Origin of the sequence: Mesorhizobium sp. 2RAF45, from assembly GCF_052115225.1 — a bacterium.
GTDB lineage: Bacteria > Pseudomonadota > Alphaproteobacteria > Rhizobiales > Rhizobiaceae > Mesorhizobium > Mesorhizobium jarvisii.
Window position 1 is genome coordinate 310,001 of sequence record NZ_JBFRGG010000003.1, and the last position, 14,582, is coordinate 324,582.

17 protein-coding genes are annotated in these 14,582 nt (G+C 63.6%); 2 read left to right on the forward strand and 15 right to left on the reverse strand.

Annotated features, from left to right (window positions below; all coding sequences use genetic code 11):
* Positions 1-23: 23 nt before the first annotated feature.
* The 6 genes from AB4Z43_RS10935 to gcvA form a co-directional block, all read right to left on the reverse strand.
* Positions 24-794, reverse strand: a complete 771-nt coding sequence (locus AB4Z43_RS10935) for an L-iditol 2-dehydrogenase (protein ID WP_441937387.1) — start codon at positions 792-794, stop codon at positions 24-26.
* Positions 791-1,795 carry an ABC transporter ATP-binding protein gene (locus AB4Z43_RS10940; RefSeq protein WP_019862520.1) on the reverse strand — a complete coding sequence of 335 codons (1,005 nt, stop codon included), beginning with the start codon at positions 1,793-1,795 and terminating at the stop codon, positions 791-793. The genes AB4Z43_RS10935 and AB4Z43_RS10940 overlap by 4 nt, the downstream gene beginning before the upstream one ends.
* 62 nt (positions 1,796-1,857) lie before the next feature.
* Positions 1,858-2,682: a carbohydrate ABC transporter permease gene (locus AB4Z43_RS10945; protein WP_019862521.1), complete on the reverse strand. Its 825-nt coding sequence runs from the start codon at positions 2,680-2,682 to the stop codon at positions 1,858-1,860.
* An 11-nt stretch (positions 2,683-2,693) separates the two neighbouring features.
* Positions 2,694-3,566, reverse strand: coding sequence for a carbohydrate ABC transporter permease (locus tag AB4Z43_RS10950; protein WP_027047618.1), 873 nt, complete (start codon positions 3,564-3,566; stop codon positions 2,694-2,696).
* Positions 3,567-3,689: 123 nt separating this feature from the next.
* Positions 3,690-5,000: an ABC transporter substrate-binding protein gene (locus tag AB4Z43_RS10955; protein ID WP_019862523.1), complete on the reverse strand. Its 1,311-nt coding sequence runs from the start codon at positions 4,998-5,000 to the stop codon at positions 3,690-3,692.
* 203 nt (positions 5,001-5,203) lie between these two features.
* The gene (gene gcvA / locus AB4Z43_RS10960; protein WP_019862524.1) at positions 5,204-6,109 is read right to left on the reverse strand and encodes a transcriptional regulator GcvA; all 906 of its coding nucleotides are present in this window, start codon (positions 6,107-6,109) and stop codon (positions 5,204-5,206) included.
* A gap of 110 nt (positions 6,110-6,219) precedes the next feature.
* On the opposite strand from gcvA, the gene AB4Z43_RS10965 reads away from it, so the two are divergent.
* The gene (locus tag AB4Z43_RS10965) at positions 6,220-6,405 is read left to right on the forward strand and encodes a hypothetical protein (RefSeq protein ID WP_027047619.1); all 186 of its coding nucleotides are present in this window, start codon (positions 6,220-6,222) and stop codon (positions 6,403-6,405) included.
* Positions 6,406-6,469: 64 nt separating this feature from the next.
* Here AB4Z43_RS10965 and AB4Z43_RS10970 read toward each other — a convergent pair whose 3' ends face one another.
* Positions 6,470-7,429 carry a sugar-binding transcriptional regulator gene (locus tag AB4Z43_RS10970; RefSeq protein ID WP_010912814.1) on the reverse strand — a complete coding sequence of 320 codons (960 nt, stop codon included), beginning with the start codon at positions 7,427-7,429 and terminating at the stop codon, positions 6,470-6,472.
* A gap of 245 nt (positions 7,430-7,674) precedes the next feature.
* On the opposite strand from AB4Z43_RS10970, the gene AB4Z43_RS10975 reads away from it, so the two are divergent.
* Positions 7,675-8,307: an HAD family hydrolase gene (locus AB4Z43_RS10975; protein ID WP_038651309.1), complete on the forward strand. Its 633-nt coding sequence runs from the start codon at positions 7,675-7,677 to the stop codon at positions 8,305-8,307.
* On the opposite strand, the gene AB4Z43_RS10980 is transcribed toward AB4Z43_RS10975, so the two are convergent.
* The 8 genes from AB4Z43_RS10980 to ureC all read right to left on the reverse strand — a co-directional run bounded on the left by AB4Z43_RS10980 (position 8,304) and on the right by ureC (position 14,539).
* The gene (locus tag AB4Z43_RS10980; RefSeq protein ID WP_069090717.1) at positions 8,304-9,071 is read right to left on the reverse strand and encodes a class II aldolase and adducin N-terminal domain-containing protein; all 768 of its coding nucleotides are present in this window, start codon (positions 9,069-9,071) and stop codon (positions 8,304-8,306) included. The genes AB4Z43_RS10975 and AB4Z43_RS10980 overlap by 4 nt on opposite strands.
* Before the next feature lie 87 nt (positions 9,072-9,158).
* Entirely contained in the window at positions 9,159-9,800 is a 642-nt protein-coding gene (gene ureG, locus AB4Z43_RS10985; protein ID WP_069090718.1) for an urease accessory protein UreG, read from the reverse strand.
* Positions 9,797-10,237 (reverse strand): DUF3995 domain-containing protein, encoded by a 441-nt coding sequence (locus tag AB4Z43_RS10990; protein ID WP_019862528.1) that lies wholly within the window; start codon positions 10,235-10,237, stop codon positions 9,797-9,799. The genes ureG and AB4Z43_RS10990 overlap by 4 nt, the downstream gene beginning before the upstream one ends.
* Positions 10,234-10,905 (reverse strand): urease accessory protein UreF, encoded by a 672-nt coding sequence (locus tag AB4Z43_RS10995; RefSeq protein WP_038651313.1) that lies wholly within the window; start codon positions 10,903-10,905, stop codon positions 10,234-10,236. Before AB4Z43_RS10995 ends, AB4Z43_RS10990 begins: the two co-directional genes overlap by 4 nt.
* Positions 10,898-11,506 carry an urease accessory protein UreE gene (ureE, locus tag AB4Z43_RS11000; protein WP_441937393.1) on the reverse strand — a complete coding sequence of 203 codons (609 nt, stop codon included), beginning with the start codon at positions 11,504-11,506 and terminating at the stop codon, positions 10,898-10,900. The genes AB4Z43_RS10995 and ureE overlap by 8 nt, the downstream gene beginning before the upstream one ends.
* Entirely contained in the window at positions 11,503-12,108 is a 606-nt protein-coding gene (locus AB4Z43_RS11005) for a glutathione S-transferase family protein (protein ID WP_441937395.1), read from the reverse strand. The genes ureE and AB4Z43_RS11005 overlap by 4 nt, the downstream gene beginning before the upstream one ends.
* 44 nt (positions 12,109-12,152) lie before the next feature.
* The gene (locus AB4Z43_RS11010) at positions 12,153-12,746 is read right to left on the reverse strand and encodes a hypothetical protein (RefSeq protein WP_019862533.1); all 594 of its coding nucleotides are present in this window, start codon (positions 12,744-12,746) and stop codon (positions 12,153-12,155) included.
* 80 nt (positions 12,747-12,826) lie between these two features.
* Positions 12,827-14,539 (reverse strand): urease subunit alpha, encoded by a 1,713-nt coding sequence (gene ureC / locus AB4Z43_RS11015; protein ID WP_441937397.1) that lies wholly within the window; start codon positions 14,537-14,539, stop codon positions 12,827-12,829.
* Positions 14,540-14,582: the final 43 nt, after the last annotated feature.

The following is a 14,582-nucleotide window of genomic DNA, read 5'->3' on the forward strand; positions in this document are numbered from 1 at the left end:
ACGAGAAGCAGAGGCCGCCCCCCTCAACTCATCCACTGGCCGCCATCAACATTGTATGTCTGGGCGACGATGTACTCGGCTTCATCGCTGGCCAGGAAGACGGCCATGCCGGCGAGGTCCTCCGGTTTGCCCATGCGGCCATAAGGCACCCCTTCGCCGACAAGCCGCTTCTTCTCGCCCTTCGGCCGGTTTTCGTATTTGGCGAACAGGGCATCGACCTGATCCCACATGTCGCTGTCCACGACCCCGGGCGCGATGCCGTTGACGTTGATGCGGTGCTTGATCAGGTCGAGCCCGGCCGACTGGGTCAGCGAAATGACGGCGGCCTTGGTCGCGCAATAGACGCCGACCAGCGGCTCGCCGCGTCGTCCGGCCTGGCTCGCCATATTGATGATCCTGCCGCCCTTGCCCCGCGCGATCATCGAGCGGGCCGCCGCCTGCAGCATGAACAGCGTGCCGGCGACATTGACGGAGAACAGTTTTTCATAGCTCGCCCGCGAAATCTCGACGATCGGCGCCAGATCGAACAGAGCGGCGTTGTTGATCAATATGTCGAGGCCGCCGGTCCCCGTTTCCACTGCCTTCACCGCGGCGTCGATGGAGGCCTGATCCGTGACATCGAGTTTGACCGCATAGGCCTTGTCGCCGATCTCGGCCGCCGTCTTTTGCGCGGCCTCGAGATTGATATCGGCAATGGCAACGATAGCGCCTTCGCGCGCATAGGCTTCGGCGAAGGCCTTGCCGATGCCACGCGCCGATCCCGTGATCAGCGCCGATTTGCCTTTCAGCCTCACGTCGCCATCGCCTTGCCGTCGGGGCCGAAGCGATGGAGCTTGGCCTTGTCGGGCGTGAGATAGATGGTATCGCCATGATGCACGGCCAGTTCGCCGTCGGCACGCACCGTCAGCGGGCCGACGCCGTCGGCCTGGACATGCAGGAAGGTGTCGGAGCCCAGATGCTCGGCAACGCCGACCGTGGCCTTCCATTCGCCCGCCGTGGTCGAGATCTGCATATGCTCGGGGCGGATGCCGATGGTCTTGGCGCCATATTTGGCGGCCGGCGCGCCTTCCACCAGGTTCATCTTCGGCGAGCCGATGAAGCCGGCGACGAACAGGTTGCGCGGCGTCTTGTAGAGCTCCATCGGCGAGCCGACCTGCTCGATATTGCCGGCGTTCAGCACCACAATCTTGTCGGCCATGGTCATGGCCTCGACCTGGTCATGGGTGACGTAGATCATGGTCGTCTTGAGCTGGTGGTGCAGCTCGCTGATCTCCAGCCGCATCGTGCCGCGAAGGGCTGCGTCGAGATTGGACAGCGGCTCGTCAAACAGGAAGGCCGAGGGCTGGCGCACGATGGCGCGGCCGATAGCGACGCGCTGGCGCTGGCCGCCGGAGAGCTGGCCTGGCCGCCGTTCGAGATAGTTGGTGAGGTTCAGGACGCGCGCCGCATCCTTCACCTTCCGGTCGATGGTCGCCTGGTCCTCGCCCGCCATCTTCAGCGGGAAGGCAATGTTCTTGGCCACCGTCATATGCGGGTAGAGCGCGTAGGACTGGAACACCATGGCGAGCTTGCGCTTGGCCGGCGCCTCGCCGGTGACGTCGCGGCCGTCGATGTTGATGGTGCCGCCGCTGGTGTCCTCCAGCCCGGCGATCAGCCGCAGCAGCGTGGACTTGCCGCAACCCGACGGGCCGACGAAGACGACGAACTCGCCATTCTCGATCACCAGGTCAATGCCTGGAATGATGACCGTCGACCCGAACGATTTGGAGACGTTCTTGAGCGTGATGTTTCCCATGGTTTCCTCCCCGAGGGGTTATTGTCCGACGTTCTTGAGCGTCACGTTAGGTCACGGCTTACTTACTTCACGGCGCCGAAGGTCAGGCCGCGCACCAGCTGCTTCTGGCTGAACCAGCCCATGATCAGTATCGGCGCGATCGCCAGCGTCGAGGCCGCCGAAAGCTTGGCCCAGAACAGGCCTTGCGGGCTGGAGAACGAACTGATGAAGGCGGTCAGCGGCGCTGCTTCCGTGGTGGTGAGCCGGATCGTCCAGAACGCCTCGTTCCAGGCCAGGATGATGTTCAAGAGCATGGTCGAGGCGATGCCGGGCACCGCCATCGGGGTCAGCACATAGATGATCTCGTTCCACAGCGAGGCGCCGTCCATGCGCGCCGCTTCCAGGATCTCGCCCGGGATCTCGCGGAAATAGGTGTAGAGCATCCACACCACGATCGGCAGGTTGATCAGCATCAGCATGACCATCAGGCCGATGCGGCTGTCGAGCAGGCCGGTGTCGCGGAAGATCAGGTAGATCGGGAACAGCACCGCGACCGCCGGCATCATCTTGGTGGACAGCATCCACATCAGAATGTCCTTGGTCCGCTTGGTCGGCGAGAACGCCATCGACCATGCCGCCGGAATGGCGACCAACAGGGCCAGGACGGTCGATCCGACCGAGAGCAGGACCGAATTGAAGAAGAACTTGAAATAGCCGCTCTGCGCCTGAACCTCGGTATAGCTCTCGAAAGTTCCCGACGGGATCAGCGCGAAGCCCTGGATCGCCTCCTGTTCCGACTTGAACGAGGTGATGATCGTGTAGAGGATCGGGAAGAAGATCAGCAGGGCGACGATCCAGGCCGCAACCGTCGCGATCGTCTTGTGCTGGGTGGTGACTGCACGGGCCATCTTGTCCTCCCTTACTTGTCGAGGTTCTTGCCGACCGCGCGCATGGCGAAGAAGGCGACGATGTTGGCGAGAATGACGGCGATCACACCGCCCGCGGATGCCTGGCCGATTTTGAACTCCAGCAGCGCCTTCTGGTAGACAAGGAAGGGCAGGTTGGTGGAGGCGTAGCCGGGGCCGCCATTGGTGGTGACGAGGATCTCGGCATAGACCGAGAGCAGGAAGATCGTCTGGATGAGGATGACGACGGTGATGGCGCGCGACATGTGCGGCAGCGTCAGATAGATGAAGCGGCTGATGAAGCCGGCGCCGTCCATTTCGGCGGCTTCCTTCTGCTCGCCGTCAAGCGACTGCAGCGCGGTCAACAGGATCAGCGTCGCGAAAGGCAGCCACTGCCAGGCGACGATGATGATGATCGCCGTCATCGGATGTTGCCCGAACCAGTCGATCGGTTGCGCCCCGAAGAAGCGCGCTATGTCGGCGAACACCCCGTATTGCGGGTGCATGATCATGTTCTTCCAGACAAGCGCGGCCACCGGCGGCATGACGAAGAACGGCGAGATGACGAGGATGCGCACGATGCCTTGTCCCCACATCGGCTGGTCGATCAACAGCGCCAGCAGGATGCCGCCGATCACCGTGATCAGCAGCACGCTGATCACCAGGATCAAGGTGTTGAGGATCGACTGCAGGAAGGCCGGATTGGAATAAAACAGCGCGTAATTGGAGAAGCCGACGAACCCGTCGCGGATCGGGTTGAGCGGATTGTACTGCTGGAAGGAGAACCAGATGGTGATGACCAGCGGCACGATCATCCAGACGAACAGCAGCACGACGGATGGTGCCATCATGAAACGGGCAAGCGAACGGGTCTGCTGAGTAGCCATGACGGTCACCCTTCAATGGTCAGACTGAATTTTCAGAGGCGTTGAAGGCGGCCGCCCGAGCTGGGAACTCGGGCGGCCGTTGCCGGTCGAGGAGGCAACCGGCATTCGGCACCGGGAGGAGCCTTACTTGATATACCCGCCTTCGGTCATCGCCGCGGTGGCGGCGTCCTGGGCCTGCTTCAGCGCATCGTCGACGCTCGACTGGCCGGCAAGAGCCGCCGAGAAGAGCTGGCCGACCGTGGTGCCAAGCCCCTGGAATTCAGGGATGGCGACGAACTGGACGCCGACATAGGGTACCGGCTTGACGGTCGGATGCGTCGGGTCGGCGGCGTTGATGGAGTCCAGCGTCATCTTGGCGAACGGAGCCGCCTTCTGGTACTCGGCATTGGCGTAGAGCGAGGAGCGCGTGCCCGGAGGGACGTTGGCCCAGCCTTCCTTCGAAGCGACGAGTTCGGCGTAGTGCTTGCTGGTCGCCCATGAGACGAATTTCTCGGCCGCGTCAGCCTTCTTGGTGCCGGCCGGAATGGCCAATGACCACGCCCACAGCCAGTTGCCGCGCTTGCCGAGGCCATTGTCGGGCGCCAGCGCATAACCGACCTTGTCGGCGACCTGGGATGCCTTGGGATCGGAGACGAAGGACGCCGCGACGGTGGCGTCGATCCACATGCCGCACTTGCCCTGCTGGAACAGCGCCAGGTTCTCGTTGAAGCCGTTGGAAGAGGCGCCTTCGGGGCCGTCGGCCTTCATCAGGTCGACATAGAACTGCAAGGTCTTCTTCCACTCGGGCTGGTCGAATTGCGGCTTCCAGTTCTCGTCGAACCAGCGGGCGCCGAAGGAGTTCGACATGGCGGTCAGGAAGGCCATGTTCTCGCCCCAGCCGGCCTTGCCGCGCAGGCACACGCCGTTCACGCCATTGGCGCGGTCGGTCATCTTGTCGGCGGCCTGCTTGATGAAATCCCAGGTCGGCGCGTCGGGCATCTTCAGTCCGGCTTTCTCCATCAGGTCCTTGCGGTACATGACGAAGGAGCTTTCGCCATAGAAGGGCGCGGCATAGAGCTTGCCGTCGACCGAAAGACCGCCGGCGATGGCCGGGATGATGTCCTTGGCGTCATAGTCGTCGCCGAGCTTGTCGAGCGGCAGCAGCCAGCTCTGCTTGGCCCAGATCGGAACCTCGTAGGTGCCGATGGTCATCACGTCATACTGGCCGCCCTTGGTGGCGATGTCGGTGGTGACGCGCTCGCGCAGCACGTTCTCTTCAAGCGTGACCCAGTTGAGCTGGATGTCGGGGTTGGCCTTGGTGAAGTCGTCGGTCAGCTTCTGCATGCGGACCATATCGCCATTGTTGACCGTGGCGATGGTGATGGATTCGGCATGTGCGGCAAAGGCGAGAGCGCTGGCCGACAACAAGCCCAGGGTGAGCGTACGCAGTTTCATCAAATTCCTCCCATGAACCAAGATGAGCATTTGCCTTGGCTGTGAGCAATTACTCACTTGCCGTGAATTATGTCAAGCCGGATTCGATGCTGCAGCGCAGCACCGGACCTGCCGATGGACAGACAAAGAGAGGCTTGTCCGCCCCTGATATCAGGCGGCGGGACTGGAAGGGCCGGAGGATTGAATCGGGAGAAAAGCGCCTGTCAGCAGGCGATCTCGGCCAGCAGCCAGTCGCGGAAGGCGCGGATCTTCGGCACGTTGCGGCGTGCTTCGGGATAGACCAGCCAATAGGCATGGCCGTCATCGCCAACCAGGTCGAAAGGCTGGATCAGGCGGCCGTCGGCAAGTTCCGCCTTGAACAGTGCCCGGGTCAGGATCGCCACGCCATGGCCCGCGATAGCCGCATTGGCCTCATAGGCCTGCGCGCCCATGCTGCTGCCGGGCCGCTTGGCAAGATCATGCGCATGCACGCCGGCCGTCTCGAACCATTGCGTCCACCAGACATCGCCCGGATCGAGGATCGGCAGCCGCAAGAGGTCGGCCGGCTCCTTGACGCCGCCAATGCTGGCCGCGAGCTTCGGGCTCAGCATCGGCGTGAAATCGGCGTCGAGCAGCTTGTGGGCCTCCAGACCCGGCCATTTGCCGCTGCCCGAGCGGATGGCGAGATCGACATCCTCGCGGGCGAAATCCGTCAGACGGCTCGATGTTTCGAGCCGCACGGCAAGTGCTGGATGAGCCATCTGGAACGAACCCAGATGATGAGCCAGCCAGTTCGAGGCGAAGGTCAGCACGGTGGTGACGCACAGCAGCCCGTCCGCGCCACCGCGCGCGGAGGCATAGGCCTGGCTAAGAATGGCAAAGGCCTCGCTGACCGCCGGCGCCAGCCTTTGGCCGGCTTCGGTCAGCTCGATTTGCCGCGGCCGCCGCAGGAACAGCGGTGCGCCGACGCGCTCTTCCAGCACCTTGATCTGATAGCTGACGGCGGCCTGTGTCATGGCGAGTTCCACGGCGGCCTTGGTGAAGGAAAGATGCCGCGCCACCGCTTCGAACACCCGGATCGCCTGCAGCGGTGGCAGTTGCGAAACCTGCGGTGAGCTCAGATCCGGCATAAAGGGTCCTTATGGGTCCTTATCGACGTTCGATTGGCAAAGCTGGCCAGCAAGACCGACATTCACTGTCAACCCGTCATTCGGGTCTAGGATAGCGAAGGTTGACGATCATGACCATGGCGCAGCAAAAATGCACTCCCGCTCCCGATCACCGCTGGATTTCGTGGCTTGCGGACGGATTCGGCTGGTTCGCGATCAGAAAAAAGGCGCATCTGGACATCAGGGACCTGTCGCCGCATCTGCAGCGCGACCTCGGTTTCCTCGATGGTAACGATCCCCTCGGGCGGCATAAATAGACTTGTTGGCTTTATCGCCAGCCAGTCGCCGCGGCCGTGTCCGGCAGGCGCCACCGCGTCCCGGTCAGATGCTGGCCAGCAAAGCGGTCGCCGTCCGTTCGTCGGTGATGAGACCATTGACCAGCCGGCGGTTCACGGCCGCCAGGATACCCGGCAGCTTGCGCTCGCCCATGGCCAGCGCGATGACCAGCGACTTCTCGCGCGACGGCAGCGATGCCGACGACACCCGGTCGTTGGTGATGCCCTCGATCATGCGGCCTTCCCTGTCGAACACCCAGCCGACGATTTCGGCGATGCCGCCAGCCTTCTGCAGGGCCTTCAACTCACTTTCGGAAATGAAGCCGTCCTCGTAGAGCGGCGCCTTCGGACCGAGATCGCCGATGCCGATGAAGGTGACGTCGGCTTCCGCCGCAAGCGCCAGCGTTGGCTGGATCATCGGCTGGTTGAGCAGCATCTCGCGCTCCTGCGGCGAGGAGGCGATGACCGGCAGCGGCATCGGGAAGGAGCGCGCCTTGACCCGGTCGGCCATGGTGAAGATGACGTTGTAGAAGGCGGCCGAGCCGTCCGGCGAAATGTTGCCGGTCAAGGACACCACCTTGTGCTGCGGGCATTCCATTGGCGGCAGTTGCTCGATCGCCGCCTTCAGCGTGCGTCCGGTGCCGATGCCCATGACGATCGGCGTCGGCGACCGCAGCCGCCGCTCGATCTCGGCGGCCGCCGCTTCGGCGATGCCGATGGTGGTGGAGGATGAATTCGGATCACTTGGCACCACTTCGACCAGGTCGAGGGCGAAACGCGATTTCAGCCGGGCGGCGAGGTCAAGGCAGTTGGCGATCGGATGATCGACACGGACCTTGATCAGGCCTTCCGACACCGCCAGCGACACCAGCCGCTGCGCCGTCTGCCGCGAAATGCCGAGCGTGGCGGCGATCTGGTCCTGTGTGTTACCGGCGACATAATAGAGCCATCCGGCGCGCGCCGCGTCGTCCAGCCTGTTGCTGCCGCCATCCTGCCGGGTATTCACGTCCTGCCTCCGCAAACCGCTGCTCACAGGAGCGGTCCGCTCCCAGTTTCGCAGGGAACGGCCTCCTGCGCAATTGTCAATCTCAAGGGCAATTGTTTGGCCACGCACGGCAGGGATTTTCCCGCTGACACGATCGCGACGCGCAAAGCAGGGCGGCTTCGCTTCCGGCGGCAGTCACCTTCTGTGATCGCGATGGTTTATCTCCCGGCGCAAACCCTTTAAGGGGATCGCAAAAGGAGCGCTGCATGACACCGAAGGCGGTTTTCTGGGACATGGACGGCACGCTGGTCGATAGCGAGCCGCTGCACGAGGCCGCCCTTGTGGCGGCAATGCGCAATGCAGGCCTCAAGCCGCCCGCCGACCTTCATGAGCGCGTGCTCGGTGTCGCCGCCTGGCCGGTCTACGAAATGATGCGCGACGAGTTCGGCCTCGATCTTCCCTTCGACGACTGGATCATGCGCAAATACGAGCACTATCTGCCGCTGGTGGAGGGGCTGAAACCGCGTCCTGGCGCTATAGAAGTCTTCAATGAATTGCGCGCGCTTGGCGTGCAGCAAGCGGTGGTATCGAATTCGGACCGGATGATCGTCGACGCCAATCTGCGCATGGTCGGTCTGTTTTATCCCGGCATGAAAACGATCAGCCGCAACGATGTGCGTGATGGCAAGCCGCACGCCGAACCTTTCCTGCGCGCCGCGTACCTGGCCGAAGTCGATCCCGCGCACGCGGTCGCGGTCGACGACAGCTGGCCGGGCGCCATGGCAGGTCTGGCGGCGGGCATGAAGACGATCTTCTGGCCGGAAAAGCCGATGGAAGGACCGCCCGGCGCCATCGTCATCAACAGCGCCGAGGAATTACGGGCTCAGCTCGGGCTCTAATTCCTGTAGACCGGCTCTTCCTCGTCGAGGATCGCCTTCAACTCGGCGAGATGGCGCTCGGCCTGGCCGGGATAGTCGTCCATTTCGCTGGCCGCCTTCTCGGCGATCGCATCGGACAGCGTGCGCAGAGGCCGGCCGGTCCACAGCGCCTTGATATAGGTCTCGGCGGCGCGCTCGAAATAGAACATGCGGTTGAAGGCATCGGCGACCGTATCGCCGATCACCAGCACGCCGTGATTGCCCATCACCATGACCTTGACCTTGGGGTCGGTGAGAAGCTGCGAGCAGCGCTCGCCCTCTTCCTCGAAGGCCAGCCCGCCATAATGCGCGTCGACGACATGGCGGTTGAAGAACATCGCCGAATTCTGGTCGATCGGCGGTAATGTCGAATCGGCGAGCGACGCCAGCACCGTGGCATGGATGGAATGCACATGCATGACGCAGCGCGCATGGGGCACGTTGCGGTGGATGGCGCCGTGCAGGCCCCAGGCCGTCGGGTCGGGCGCGTTGGGGCCGGAGAGCGTGTTGGGATCGTTGGCGTCGATCATCAACATGTCGCTGGCCTTGATGCGCGAGAAATGCACCTGGTTGGGGTTCATCAGGAACTGCGTGCCGTCATCATTGACCGCCAGCGAGAAATGGTTGGCCACCGCCTCGTGCATGTTGAGCCGCGCCGTCCAGCGAAAGGCACAGGCGAGATCGACGCGCTCTTCGTAGAAGGGCAGGTTGGTCAGCGGTTCCTTCTGCAGGCGGGCGATGCTCATGGAAAAATCCTCCGGTTTTGGCCAGAATGCCGCGAGCCACCGCTGCCCGCAACGGGTTTCGGTTGGTGCAGAGGGGCCGGATGCCTGTCAGGCCGCCGTGCTGGTGGCGGTGCCAATCCTCAGCCCGCCATGCTCGACGATGAAATCGATGACATCTTGCAGCCCCTTGCCGCGCGACAGATCGGTGAAGCCGAACGGCCGCTTGCCGCGCATGCGGCCGGCGTCGCTCTCCATCACGTCGAGATTGACGTTCACATAGGGCGCCAGATCGCTCTTGTTGATGATCAGGAAATCGGAGCGGGTGATCGCCGGCCCGCCCTTGCGCGGGATCTCCTCGCCCTGGCAGACCGAAATGACATAGAGCGTCAGATCCGCGAGGTCCGGCGAGAAGGTGGCGGCAAGGTTGTCGCCGCCGGATTCGATGAAGATGATGTCGAGGTCGGGAAACTTCCGGTTGAGTTCGGCGATCGCCTGCAGATTGATCGACGCGTCCTCGCGAATGGCGGTGTGCGGGCAGCCGCCGGTCTCGACGCCGACGATGCGATCCTCCGGCAGCGCCTGCAGCCGGGCCAGCATCATGGCGTCTTCCCTTGTGTAGATGTCGTTGGTGACGACGGCGATGGAGAACTCGTCGCGCAGCGCCTTGCAGAGTTTTTCGGTGAGCGTCGTCTTGCCGGAGCCGACAGGGCCGCCAATACCGATGCGAAGAGGACCGTTGGCTTGAGTCATGTCGGGAACTCCATGATGGCAAGGACTGCGAAGCCGAGCCCGATCAACAGGCACAGCGGCGAATAGTAACGCACATCGAGCCGCGCGAAAGGCTGTTCTGGCGCCAGGCGCCGCCACCACGGCGTGAAGCCGGCAATGCCGCGCCCCAGGAACACCAGCCCGATGAGCAGCGAGGTGGCGGCAAGGCCTTCCCTCGGGAAAGGCGAGGCAAAGAAGCCGATGAGCGCCAGCGGCCAGAGCGTTGCCAGGCCAAGACAGGCGGCAACGGCGAAACTGGCGAAGGGCGTCGGCATTTCGTCGACACCGCGAAAGCCGACGACCGCGCGGGCGCAGGACGCCGCATCCCTGCCCGGCCAGATGCCGCCAATGCCCCAATAGACATGCAGCGCCGTGATCAGCAGCAGGACGAAGGAGAGGACAAAGGCGAGGGCGATCATGAACGGAACAATCGCGAATACTGGGTTTCGTGCCTCATCGCCATGATGTCGGAGACGAAGGCGCAGCCGCCGAGATCGTCCAATGTCGATCGGGACGCGCGGTCGGCGGTTGAGAGCGCCAACGGCTCGAAGCCGGCCAGCAGCGTGGTGGCCTCGCTCTGGCCGACGACACCGAGCCTGATCGCCGCCTGGACGAGGTTGGAGAAGAAGGCTTGCAGGAAGGCGGACAGCGCATCCTGCAGCGCAATGCCGTTGCCGCCGGCAATGGCGCCGACGGTGACGCAATAAGCGCATTCGGCGGGCAGGCGCGCCAGCACCGGATTGGGCCAGGCCGCAGCTGCTTTGAGGAAGGCGGCACCTTGCAGCATGGTCTCGGTATGGCGTTCCCGCGAGCCGGCCAGCGCCTCGGCCAGTGCGGCGACTTCGTCGAGATCGCCGGCGGTGCGGGCGCGGCGCCAGCTCTCGGCAAACAGCACGGCATCGTTCCAGCCCGAGCCCATCTCGACCAGCGTTTCCAGCCAGTGGGCCAGGCTCGCGGCATCGGCAACCTGCCCGTCATGCACCGCCCGTTCGAGACCGTGGCTATAGGCAAAGCCGCCGACCGGGAAGGCCGGCGACAGCCACGCCATCAGCCGCAGCAGGGCGATGTTCGAAGGCTGGTCAGTCATGATCGTGGTGGTGGCCGGTATGGCTGTGCGAATGCGATTCGCTATGCGAGTGGGAGTGTGCCTCACCGTGGCTATGTGCATGCGCCTCGGCATGGCTGTGATCGTGGCCATGGTCATGACCATGCCCATCACCATGGCCGGAATAAGCGCCGCGCACCGGCTTGAACGGTTCGGAGACCTCGCGCACCGTGGCGCCAAGCCCCTCCAGCATCGCCTTGATGACATGGTCGCGCAGGATGACGATGCGATCCGCCTCGATGCCTGCGGCGAGATGGCGGTTGCCGATATGCCAGGCCAGTTCGGTCAGATGCACGCCGTCGCGGGCGCGGATGTCATAGACCTCTTCCGGCGCCGCGATGATCTCGACATGGCGGCCATCCTCCAGCACCAGCCGGTCGCCATCGTTCAGGGCGACGGGTTCGGGCAGGTCGACCAGCACCTTGCTGCCGTCGGACAGTTCGATGGCGCGGCGGCGCAGATGCCGCTCGTCATGCGCAAGCACAGCCTTGGCAAACGGAGCCGCCGCGCCCGCCTCGCCGGCGAGCAGCACCGTGACGGCGCGCGGGAATTTGGTGAAGTCGGTGTTGAGGTTGAGTTTCATTTCATGGAGCCTCCGTTGGCCTGCGCCCGCGCGCGGGCAGGGCGCGAAAGCACCCGGTCGAAATAGGCGTTGACGCGGGCGGACTCGATCGGGAATTTTCCGGCGCGCGCCCAGTTGCCCATGTCGCCGAGCAGCACGTCGACCGCGGAAAACCGGTCACCCAGCGCAAACGGCTTGTCGCCGAGCCGGCGGTCCAGTGCCTTGGCTTCCGAGGCGAAATCGTAGGCCGCCGCCGGGCCGACATCGACGCGTACTTCCTTCGGCAGCAGGAAGCGGTGGCGCAATTTGTTCCACAGCGGCGCCTCGAACTCGCTCTGGGCAAAATGCATCCAGGAATCCATCTCGGCGCGGCCGGCAACACCGGGATTGGCGCCCATGCCTTTGTCAGCGTGCTTGTCGGCCAGGTAGACGCAGATCGCCGCCGAATCCGTCACCGTCAGCTCGCCGTCGATGAGGACCGGCACCTTGCCCGACGGGTTGAGCGCATAGGCTTCTGGCGAGCGCAGTTTGACCTCGACGAATTCATAGGGCTGCCCGAGCTCCTCGAGCATCCAGAGAACGCGGCTGACCCGGGATCCCCGTGATCCAACGGCCTTGTACATGCTTAGATCCTGTCTCTTCCTGGACTCTAGACCATCCGCAACAGTCATACGATCGTGTCGAAGAGCCGCAGGATGAACGATATCTGGTAGATTAGTGCTGCCGCGACGAAGGCGATGTGGAAGCGGCGGTCGCGCACCAGGATCGCGGCGATGCACAGTGCCACGAAGACCGGCGTGCGGAACAGATATTCGTTGCCGAAGCGGGCGAAATGCTCGGGCCCTTTCAGCAGCGTATCGATGACATCGAGCAGATAGGTCGCCGCCAGCAGGCCGAAGAACCAGCCGCGGCGCGAATAGAAGAAATCCTCGTAGCTGGTGTAGTCCAGCATCGAATCCGGAAACAGCAGCGCGCACAGCAGGAACAGCGTGATCGCGTAGAAAATGATGAACAGGTACTTGCCGAAGGTCCAGGTCTCGATGGCGTAGAGCCCGAACTCCCACCACCAGAAATGCACCAGCATCAACAGCACCGAGGCGACCCAGGCCAGATGCACGGGATACAGCCGGTACTGGCCGGGATGCTGGACGATGCGCGCCACCCCCGACAGCAGGCGGGCGACACCAAGCCCGATCACCATGCCCATGACGATCCGGATATGCGGGAAAATGTCGTGGGGAGAGGCGATTTCGGTGGCCATGCCTGATCACGGTGGGTTTCTGCTCGACCGCATATTGCGGCCTATGCATACCAGCCGCAACGGAATTTGGCCGACCGGCCTCAGAACAGGAAATACCTTTGCGCCATCGGCAGCACGGTCGCCGGCTGGCAGGTCAGCAATTCGCCGTCGGCGCGGACCTCGTAGGTTTCCGGATCGACCTCGACATGCGGCGTGGCGTCGTTGAGCACCATGGAATGCTTGCCGATGCCGCCACGGGTGTTTTCCACGGCGACGAACTGTTTTTCGACGCCAAGCCGGCCATGCAGGCCAGACTCGAGTGCCGCCTTGGAAACGAAGGTCACAGACGAGTTGGTCCTGGCCTTGCCATAGGCGCCGAACATCGGCCGGTAGTGCATCGGCTGCGGGGTCGGGATCGAGGCGTTGGGGTCGCCCATCGGGGCGGCGGCAATCATGCCGCCGATCAGCACCATGTCCGGCTTCACACCGAAGAAGGCCGGGTGCCACAGCACCAGGTCGGCGCGTTTGCCGACGGCGATCGAGCCGATGTCTTTCGACAGCCCATGCGCGATGGCCGGGTTGATCGTGTATTTGGCGATGTAGCGGCGGACGCGGAAATTGTCGTTGTCGCCGGTCTCCTGCGGCAGCGAGCCGCGCTGGCGCTTCATCTTGTCGGCGGTCTGCCAGGTGCGGATCGCCACTTCACCGACGCGGCCCATCGCCTGGCTGTCCGACGAGATGATCGAGAAGGCGCCAATGTCATGCAGGATATCCTCGGCCGCGATCGTCTCCTTGCGGATGCGGCTCTCGGCAAAGGCGATATCCTCGGGGATCGACGGCGACAGATGGTGGCAGACCATCAGCATGTCGAGATGTTCGGCCAGCGTGTTGACCGTGTAGGGCCGCGTCGGATTGGTCGAGGACGGGATGACATTGGGCAGGCCGCAGACCTTGATGATGTCGGGCGCATGGCCGCCGCCGGCGCCCTCAGTGTGGAAGGCGTGGATGGTGCGGCCCTTGATCGCCGCGACCGTGTTTTCGACGAAGCCGGATTCGTTCAGCGTGTCGGTGTGGATCATCACCTGAACGTCGTAATCGTCGGCCACCGACAGGCAGCAATCGATCGCCGCCGGCGTCGTGCCCCAATCCTCATGCAGCTTCAGCGAGCAGGCGCCGCCCAGCACCATTTCCTCCAGCGCCGCCGGCAGCGAAGCGTTGCCCTTGCCCGACAGGCCGATATTCATCGGAAAGGCGTCGAAGGACTGGATCATGCGCGCCATGTGCCACGGCCCCGGCGTGCAGGTGGTGGCCAGCGTGCCATGCGCCGGCCCGGTGCCGCCGCCCAGCATTGTGGTGATGCCGCTCATCAGCGCTTCCTCGATCTGCTGCGGGCAGATGAAGTGGATATGCGCGTCGAAACCGCCAGCGGTGAGAATCTTGCCTTCGCCGGCGATGATTTCGGTGCCCGGGCCGATGATAATGGTGACGCCGTCTTGCGTGTCCGGATTGCCGGCCTTGCCGATCGCTGCGATGCGGCCGTCCTTGAGGCCGATATCGGCCTTGAAGATGCCGGCGCTGGCGTCGATCACCAAGGCGTTGGTGATGACGGTGTCGACCGCGCCCTGGGCGCGGGAAACCTGGCTCTGGCCCATGCCGTCGCGGATCACCTTGCCGCCGCCGAATTTTACTTCCTCACCGTGAATTGTGAGGTCCTTTTCGACCTCGATGAAGAGTTCGGTGTCGGCCAGCCTGACCTTGTCGCCGACAGTCGGCCCATACATCTGGGCGTAGGCGGCACGCGAGATTCTGGCCATCAGCGATTGCTCCCGAAATGCGGTGTGGTTGAGGCTGGGCTGC

Coding starts and splice junctions, on each gene's coding strand:
- AB4Z43_RS10955 (WP_019862523.1), bottom strand. CDS start 5,000: ATGAAACTGCGTACGCTCACCCTGGGCTTGTTGTCGGCCAGCGCTCTC.
- AB4Z43_RS10990 (WP_019862528.1), bottom strand. CDS start 10,237: ATGATCGCCCTCGCCTTTGTCCTCTCCTTCGTCCTGCTGCTGATCACG.
- AB4Z43_RS11005 (WP_441937395.1), bottom strand. CDS start 12,108: ATGTACAAGGCCGTTGGATCACGGGGATCCCGGGTCAGCCGCGTTCTC.
- AB4Z43_RS10940 (WP_019862520.1), bottom strand. CDS start 1,795: ATGGGAAACATCACGCTCAAGAACGTCTCCAAATCGTTCGGGTCGACG.
- ureE (WP_441937393.1), bottom strand. CDS start 11,506: ATGAAACTCAACCTCAACACCGACTTCACCAAATTCCCGCGCGCCGTC.
- AB4Z43_RS10965 (WP_027047619.1), top strand. CDS start 6,220: ATGACCATGGCGCAGCAAAAATGCACTCCCGCTCCCGATCACCGCTGG.
- AB4Z43_RS10950 (WP_027047618.1), bottom strand. CDS start 3,566: ATGGCTACTCAGCAGACCCGTTCGCTTGCCCGTTTCATGATGGCACCA.
- ureC (WP_441937397.1), bottom strand. CDS start 14,539: ATGGCCAGAATCTCGCGTGCCGCCTACGCCCAGATGTATGGGCCGACT.
- AB4Z43_RS10945 (WP_019862521.1), bottom strand. CDS start 2,682: ATGGCCCGTGCAGTCACCACCCAGCACAAGACGATCGCGACGGTTGCG.
- gcvA (WP_019862524.1), bottom strand. CDS start 6,109: ATGCCGGATCTGAGCTCACCGCAGGTTTCGCAACTGCCACCGCTGCAG.
- AB4Z43_RS10980 (WP_069090717.1), bottom strand. CDS start 9,071: ATGAGCATCGCCCGCCTGCAGAAGGAACCGCTGACCAACCTGCCCTTC.
- AB4Z43_RS11010 (WP_019862533.1), bottom strand. CDS start 12,746: ATGGCCACCGAAATCGCCTCTCCCCACGACATTTTCCCGCATATCCGG.
- AB4Z43_RS10975 (WP_038651309.1), top strand. CDS start 7,675: ATGACACCGAAGGCGGTTTTCTGGGACATGGACGGCACGCTGGTCGAT.
- AB4Z43_RS10995 (WP_038651313.1), bottom strand. CDS start 10,905: ATGACTGACCAGCCTTCGAACATCGCCCTGCTGCGGCTGATGGCGTGG.
- ureG (WP_069090718.1), bottom strand. CDS start 9,800: ATGACTCAAGCCAACGGTCCTCTTCGCATCGGTATTGGCGGCCCTGTC.